Source organism: Peptostreptococcus sp. MV1 (assembly GCF_000758885.1).
Lineage (GTDB): Bacteria > Bacillota > Clostridia > Peptostreptococcales > Peptostreptococcaceae > Peptostreptococcus.
Genome location: NZ_JRNB01000054.1, coordinates 1 through 6,069, shown reverse-complemented (window position 1 = coordinate 6,069; position 6,069 = coordinate 1). Strand labels below are relative to the sequence as shown.

Here is a 6,069-nt window from a genome sequence, read left to right as displayed (position 1 = left end):
AATAGATTTTATTGATTTAAATTATCACCAACGTTATTTGACATAGAACCCAAATAAAATGGATGATAAAAGCTATAATGAATGTATGAAGAGAATCAAAAACTTGATTCTCTTTTTTAATTTATCATAATGGCAGAAAAAAATAAGGAGGAGCTTCCGTAATGGCAGATACAGAAAAGATTATCCGAAAAAAATATGATGTGTCGATATGGCATAAGTCTAATTTGACGATTGATGAAGCAGTTGAATATTCTGGCATAGGTAGAGAAAGACTGAGAAAACTAACAAGCCAAGAAGAATGCCCATTTGTTCTTCATATAGGAAATCGTCGAATGATTAAGAGGAGGATTTTTGATGAATACATTGAAAAACTTACTTTCCTTGAATGATGATGAACGCTTACTTGCCGAAGTAAGAACATATCAGGAAAAACTCATAAGCAATGCTGAAGAACCGATATGGGAAAGAAAGTGGCTGACAATCGAAGAAGCCGCAGCATATTCCGGTATAGGAAGAACGAAGTTGCGTGAGTTATCTAATCAAGCAGGTTGTCCCTTTGCAATATGGATAGGCAATAAAATCCATATTGTGAGGGAACGACTGGACAAATATATAGATAAGCAGTTTAGAATTTAGGAGGAAACAATGGCAACAAAAAGAAAAGATAAATCAAGAGTTGTTCTGAAAACCGGAGAGGTTCAGAGAAAAGATGGTACTTATCAATTTAGCTGGCAGGACAGCCAAATGAAAAGAAGATTTGTTTACGCAAGAACTTTAGATGACCTGAGAGAAAAAGAGAAGCGTATTCAGAAAGATAAATGTGATGGTATTAAGACCGAAGCACGATACACAACCATTGATGAATTATTTGACCTTTGGGCAAATATGAAAAGAGGGCTGAAGAACAATACCTTTGAAAATTACAAATATATGTACAATACTTTTGTGCGACCAGTGATTGGAAGTAAAAGAATATCAACGCTGAAGAAATAGGATATTAAGAAATACTACAATTATCTTGTTGATGAAAGAAATTTGAAGCCTTCAACGATTGATAATATACATACGGTTCTTCATCAGGTTTTACAGATTGCTGTCGATGATGACTTTATCAGAAATAACCCGTCAGATAATGTGTTGAGAGAATTGAAAAAAGCACATTGTTTTCAGTCGGAAAAGCGTAGAGCGTTGACGAAACCGGAGCAGGAGCTATTTCTGAATTTCCTGAAAACCCCCCCTGTATATGAACACTGGTATCCGGTCTTTGCAGTAATGATAGGAACTGGACTTCGTGTGGGGGAAGTAACTGGATTGACATTGTAAATAAGAGAAGTTATAATTTCTTGTATATGAATATGCTCTTGCATATACTACTATCGCCCTACATCATTTACATCATATTTTACATCATTTGCCCGCAAAGTGACTCAAAGTAGAGCAAAAATATGAAGTATGGGGGATAATTGGAATATGGAGAATTTAATAGTATTAACACCAGCTTGGTCGAGTATGAAAGAACCACAAAAAGGGTCCCAACAATGAAGCCTCTAAGAGATGGTTCGTCAGAAGCTGACGGAGAAACTGAAAAGAAGGAAGTGAAGATAGATCTATCTAAGGTAAAGGTAGAACCTTTATTTGAAGATATAGACTTTGAAACTTTCTCTAAGTCAGACTTCAGAGTAGTGAAGGTATTGAAGTGTGAAGAAGTACCTAAGTCTAACAAGCTATTAAAGTTTACTCTAAATGATGGTTCTGGCCAGGAGAGGGTAATCCTATCAGGTATCAAGATGCACTATTCGCCAGAGGAATTAGTAGGTAAAACTCTAGTTGCTATCACTAACCTACCACCTAGAAAGATGATGGGCCTTGAATCTTGTGGTATGCTATTATCAGCAGTATGCGACTATGATGGAAAAGAACTACTTAACCTATTGATGGTAGACGACAAGATACCAGCAGGGGCTAAGTTATATTAGGCCAAAATAAGGGTTTGATAATATATGATGTAAAGAATATATAGATATTTAAGGGTGCCAATCTTGGCACCCTTTTTTAAAAAGTTTAGCAATAAAGTAATGAAAAAAGCCTAAAATTTACCATAAAGACCTTTTTTGCCCCTATAATATAAAGATTTTCTTAAGGATTGATAAATCGTATTGACATTTCTTGAAGCGTATGTAAAAGTATTAGTGGGTCTCATATTTAGTAGGCTTTGTAAAAAGATACCTAAAGCAGAATTACAAAAGGTATTTTTAGTATTATCTAGAAAAGGAGGGGAGATATAAGTGGATTTGATAAGGTACTTCTTTAGGACTAAACCAGATTTAATTGAACCTATGAATGGAACGGTTTTGATACTTTTATCATTGGTTTCTTTTGCATTTGTAATTTACTATATAAAAAAGGGTTATCCTATAAACAGGACTAAGAAGGTCTTGCTAGTAGTATTTTTAATAGATATATGTATGAGGTATACTTGGTATTTTGTTGGTAAGTATTCGGGTCTTACTGAATCATTACCACTTTATCATTGTAGGGTTACTGCCTTGTTAAGTATTTACTATCTGATTACATCTGATAGGAGGGTCACTCCTGTAATATATGTATGGGGTATTTTTGGTGGAATTTTGGCCATGTCTCATCCGGCTATGGACCCATTTAAATTCCCGCATTTTAGTAATACTTTCTTCTATTTTTACCATATAGCTATCCTTATGGCTGCCTATGTGGTATTTAAGGAACATAGAGATTATATTTTGAAGTGTAAAAATCAGGTTAGACTCTTTACCCTGTTCTTTAATTTGAGCTTGTATGTCATAAATCTTGGTCTACACTCAAATTATGGGTATATGGTCAAGTCTCCGATTTTTACAGACAAATTTAGTAAAATGACTTTCTACTTCTTATTTGCTATCCTTGTATATGACCTTTTGATCCAGATAATATACAAGATTACCGATATTAGGTATGGAAATGATGTAAGTATTGAAGACATAGGAATGTAATAGATATTGTAAGCATTGAGGCTATTAGTATTCAATAGGATATGATTATTATATATATATGAGTATAAAAAGGGCTGGGTTAGTTTTGAACTGACCCAGTCCTTTTAGGTTAAATAAATTTGAATAATATTTTCTATTCATAAAATATCTTATTCTAGTCGATTTTTACTATTTCCCTGATTCCCTTGTATATTACGCATAGTATATAGTAAATACCGATATAGCCGATAGCCGGAAGTATGATTGCAACCAATTTTGCAAAGGGTAATATCCCTACCAGGGTGGCTGCTATAGCTATGAGCACGGCAGCCATCTTGTTTTTCTGCTTATCTTCCGGATATATAAACTTGCACAGACTCCACATGGTTGCAGAGGATGAAGAGAACATACCCAACAGCAAGATGATAGTAAATATACTGGCCATAAGTCGGCCTACATGCTTTGCCAGGTATAGGGTAGGTACATCTACCCTGGTTATGGTGTCTATATTTAGGAGGATTGCTGTGCTGAGAATAAAGACAGCAAGTGATACTTCAAGAGCCCCTAATAAAGTTCCATACCTGGCTATTTTTAAACTCTTGCAAGATGCTCCAAGTTTTGAAAAGTAGGTTCCTCCTGATGATACGGCCAAGGAGAAATACAAAAATCCACTGAAAAACCATATTGGAGCAGCATGGTAGCTACTTAGCTGGTCCTTGTATAGGCCTATTCTTGAAAAGTTTTCATAGTCCTTGAAAATTACTATGGTACCTACCAAGAGGAAAAAGCCTACTAGGATGGGTCCTATTTTTGACAGGACCTGGATGAACCTGTCAAAGCCTGCTAGGTAGGCCATCAAAACTATAAGGGCCATAAGGCTTGATCCTAAGTACCTGTTGACTCCATAGTGCTCTAGGAGAGCAGACCCTGTGGCTGATATAAGTATGGCCATCATAAAGAAGAGCATTATGGGCATTACTATAGAATAAAGTTTGCCTATTTTTTTGCCACAAAAGTATTCGTATTGTCTAAAGTCTGGGTCATTCCTGTGTTGGTAGCCGGTTTCCATGATTACCTTGCCCGTAAAGGAAAAACCTATTAGTATAATGAAGATGACCCCATAACTGTAGTAACCAAAGCTGGAGAAGAAACTGAGTATCTCTCTGCCTGTTGCAAAGCCGGCCCCAATTATCCAGGCCACAAAAGCACCTGCAACCTTGGCTACCTGTCTTTTACTTATCTGGTCACCATCAATTTTACCACTATTCATTGAATTGCCTCCGATTTATACCTAAAGGTATTTTTTTATGTATTTTTCTAGCCTATCTATACCTTCAAGGAAGTCATCTTCATGGCAGGCGTAGGATATTCTTACATAATCGTCTGTACCAAAGGCTTTGCCAGGTATAATAGCTACCTTTTCATCTCTTAGGAAGTTCTGGCAGAATTCGACTGAAAAACTGTCTTCGTAAGGGTAGTTTTCTTTCACCTTAGATAGGTCTAGGAATATGTAGAAGGCACCGGATGGCTTTATATAGGAAATGCCTTCAACCTTATCTAGCCTGCTAGTGATTAACTGGCACCTATGCTTGTAGGTAGCCACCATTTTTTGCATATCATCTTCACACTCTAACAGGGCACCTAGACCTATATACTGGGCTGTTAGAGATGGGTGAGAAACTATATGGCTCTGTATAGAAATCATGGCCTTGGCTATCTCAGTATTAGATGCAGTGTAGCCTAGACGTGTTCCTGTCATAGCGGCACACTTGGCAAATCCATTTACTGTTATTGTGATATCCTTTATTTCCTCACTTAGGGAAGCTACAGAAACAAAGCTATCGTCAAACCTAATCTTTTCATATATTTCATCGGCCATTATATAGATACCTTTTTCTAGGCAGACAGCAGCTATCTCTTCTAATTCTTCCCTTGTATAGACCGCACCAGTAGGGTTGGATGGGTTAGTTAGTATTAAAAGCCTAGTCTTGTCGGTGATGGCTTCTAAGAGATTTTCCCTGGTTACTTTGAAGTTATTCTTTTTAGAAGTTTTAACTTCAACTGGAACTGCATTCACTACCTTTACCATTTCAGAGTAACTTACCCAGTATGGTAGGGGAAGAAGGACTTCGCTGCCTGGATCAGTAGTGGCAAGTAGTACATTTGTGATAGAGTTTTTTGCTCCACTTGATAGGACTATCTGGTCTGGCGTGTAGTCTATATCGTTTTCTCTTTTAAGCTTCTTACATACTTCTTCTCTTAGCTCCAAGATACCTGCAGTTAAATCGTATTTTGTCTTGTTTTCATCCAAAGACTTCTTTCCGTATTCCTTGGCCTTGTCTGGAACATTGAAGTCTGGCTCTCCTATACTAAGGCTGATTACATCTATGCCCTGGGCCCTCATTTCTTTGACCTTAGAGCTGACACCTACAGTGACTGAAGGTGCAATATTGTCTAGTCTTTTTGATAACATAAGTTACCTCCTTTGTAAAATTTATTCTAATAAATGATATATTTATTTTATACCAATTATAAAAATTTGTATATAATGTAGGTGTAATATTTACGACTTATATACTTATATAAGTGTAATATATACTCATCAATACTTGTCTGATTTGAAAAAGAAATAATATGAGCATAGGAGTAGGGGGAAATCTTATAAAAAATAATATAAGTGGTATGATTACAAGGATAGATTATAAAGCATTACGAAATGAATTACAAAGAAAATAATACGAATATTAATTTGTGGTTACCTGGTCTAAAAGGCGTAAATTCTAAATAAAAACGAATGATTTTATTTTTGGTTTTGTTAAAGTTAAGGGAAAAGAAAAAAGTAAAAAAAATATATAAAACTTGTTGACACTGGTCATAAATGGTGATATAGTATTACTTGTCTTCGAGATAACAAGTTGAAAGACAAACAAAAAGAGCTTAAATTTCTTATGAAAAGTTGCTTAGAAAAAATATAAAAAATGCTTGACAGATTCTTCTGAAAATAGTATAATAAACAAGTTGCTAAAAACAACATAATGAACTTTGAAAATTGAACAGCAGGTTAATTCAATAAGTCACATAGTGA

General features: G+C 35.5%; 8 protein-coding genes. 6 read left to right on the top strand and 2 right to left on the bottom strand.

Annotated features, from left to right (window positions below; translation table 11 throughout):
- Positions 1-161: 161 nt before the first annotated feature.
- The 6 genes from HMPREF1639_RS04025 to HMPREF1639_RS04005 all read left to right on the top strand — a co-directional run bounded on the left by HMPREF1639_RS04025 (position 162) and on the right by HMPREF1639_RS04005 (position 3,005).
- Entirely contained in the window at positions 162-389 is a 228-nt protein-coding gene (locus HMPREF1639_RS04025; RefSeq protein ID WP_036763536.1) for an excisionase, read from the top strand.
- Entirely contained in the window at positions 355-636 is a 282-nt protein-coding gene (locus tag HMPREF1639_RS04020) for an excisionase (RefSeq protein ID WP_023920548.1), read from the top strand. The genes HMPREF1639_RS04025 and HMPREF1639_RS04020 overlap by 35 nt, the downstream gene beginning before the upstream one ends.
- A gap of 9 nt (positions 637-645) precedes the next feature.
- Complete coding sequence (locus HMPREF1639_RS09590) at positions 646-993, top strand: integrase DNA-binding domain-containing protein (protein ID WP_330371697.1); 348 nt, start codon at positions 646-648, stop codon at positions 991-993.
- A gap of 42 nt (positions 994-1,035) precedes the next feature.
- Positions 1,036-1,323, top strand: a complete 288-nt coding sequence (locus HMPREF1639_RS09585; protein WP_442956594.1) for a hypothetical protein — start codon at positions 1,036-1,038, stop codon at positions 1,321-1,323.
- Positions 1,324-1,538: 215 nt separating this feature from the next.
- Positions 1,539-1,976 (top strand): methionine--tRNA ligase subunit beta, encoded by a 438-nt coding sequence (metG, locus tag HMPREF1639_RS04010; RefSeq protein WP_036763539.1) that lies wholly within the window; start codon positions 1,539-1,541, stop codon positions 1,974-1,976.
- A 309-nt stretch (positions 1,977-2,285) separates the two neighbouring features.
- Positions 2,286-3,005: a YwaF family protein gene (locus tag HMPREF1639_RS04005; RefSeq protein WP_036763530.1), complete on the top strand. Its 720-nt coding sequence runs from the start codon at positions 2,286-2,288 to the stop codon at positions 3,003-3,005.
- A gap of 154 nt (positions 3,006-3,159) precedes the next feature.
- Here the strand turns inward: HMPREF1639_RS04005 and HMPREF1639_RS04000 are convergent, their stop codons facing one another.
- Both HMPREF1639_RS04000 and HMPREF1639_RS03995 read right to left on the bottom strand, forming a co-directional pair.
- Positions 3,160-4,254 carry a YkvI family membrane protein gene (locus HMPREF1639_RS04000; RefSeq protein WP_036763527.1) on the bottom strand — a complete coding sequence of 365 codons (1,095 nt, stop codon included), beginning with the start codon at positions 4,252-4,254 and terminating at the stop codon, positions 3,160-3,162.
- Between the two features lie 21 nt (positions 4,255-4,275).
- Positions 4,276-5,457: a pyridoxal phosphate-dependent aminotransferase gene (locus HMPREF1639_RS03995; RefSeq protein WP_036763523.1), complete on the bottom strand. Its 1,182-nt coding sequence runs from the start codon at positions 5,455-5,457 to the stop codon at positions 4,276-4,278.
- Positions 5,458-6,069: the final 612 nt, after the last annotated feature.

What these genes read in the sequence shown, in the direction of transcription:
- HMPREF1639_RS03995 (WP_036763523.1), bottom strand. Translation starts at nt 5,457, where the DNA reads ATGTTATCAAAAAGACTAGACAATATTGCACCTTCAGTCACTGTAGGT.
- HMPREF1639_RS04000 (WP_036763527.1), bottom strand. Translation starts at nt 4,254, where the DNA reads ATGAATAGTGGTAAAATTGATGGTGACCAGATAAGTAAAAGACAGGTA.
- HMPREF1639_RS04025 (WP_036763536.1), top strand. Translation starts at nt 162, where the DNA reads ATGGCAGATACAGAAAAGATTATCCGAAAAAAATATGATGTGTCGATA.
- metG (WP_036763539.1), top strand. Translation starts at nt 1,539, where the DNA reads ATGAAGCCTCTAAGAGATGGTTCGTCAGAAGCTGACGGAGAAACTGAA.
- HMPREF1639_RS09590 (WP_330371697.1), top strand. Translation starts at nt 646, where the DNA reads ATGGCAACAAAAAGAAAAGATAAATCAAGAGTTGTTCTGAAAACCGGA.
- HMPREF1639_RS04020 (WP_023920548.1), top strand. Translation starts at nt 355, where the DNA reads ATGAATACATTGAAAAACTTACTTTCCTTGAATGATGATGAACGCTTA.